Raw genomic sequence first — 355 nt, forward strand, 5'->3', positions numbered from 1 at the left:
GCCTCATGCCGGAAAGCAACCGGGAGCTTCACATAACGTCCAGGAATTTCGACGAGGAATCTGCGCTGGAGCTGTTGCGGACGAAGTCCACCGTCGTCGCCATCCACGGCCGTCAGGATCGGGAGGATCCGTCGACGGTCTACCTTGGCGGCAAGGACGCCGCGTTGGTTTCGGAGATAGCCTGGCGACTGCAGGAGGCCGGCTTCCAGACGCAAAAGGACAACCATCCCTTTCCAGGCATCCAGGATTCGAACATCGTCAATCGCGGACTGACGGGGAAAGGAGCACAGCTGGAAGTGCCCTTCTTCCTGCGCCGCCGGATGGGCAACGAGCCGGAACTTCTGGAAAAATTCTG

1 protein-coding gene is annotated in these 355 nt (G+C 60.0%); it reads left to right on the forward strand.

The window, feature by feature from the left end; all coding sequences use genetic code 11:
- Nucleotides 1–5: 5 nt before the first annotated feature.
- Nucleotides 6–355 (forward strand): poly-gamma-glutamate hydrolase family protein (locus EN824_RS33820; protein ID WP_245521080.1); only part of this gene is annotated, 350 nt, incomplete at its 3' end.

It is taken from the genome of Mesorhizobium sp. M8A.F.Ca.ET.181.01.1.1 (assembly GCF_004792025.1).
Classification (GTDB): domain Bacteria; phylum Pseudomonadota; class Alphaproteobacteria; order Rhizobiales; family Rhizobiaceae; genus Mesorhizobium.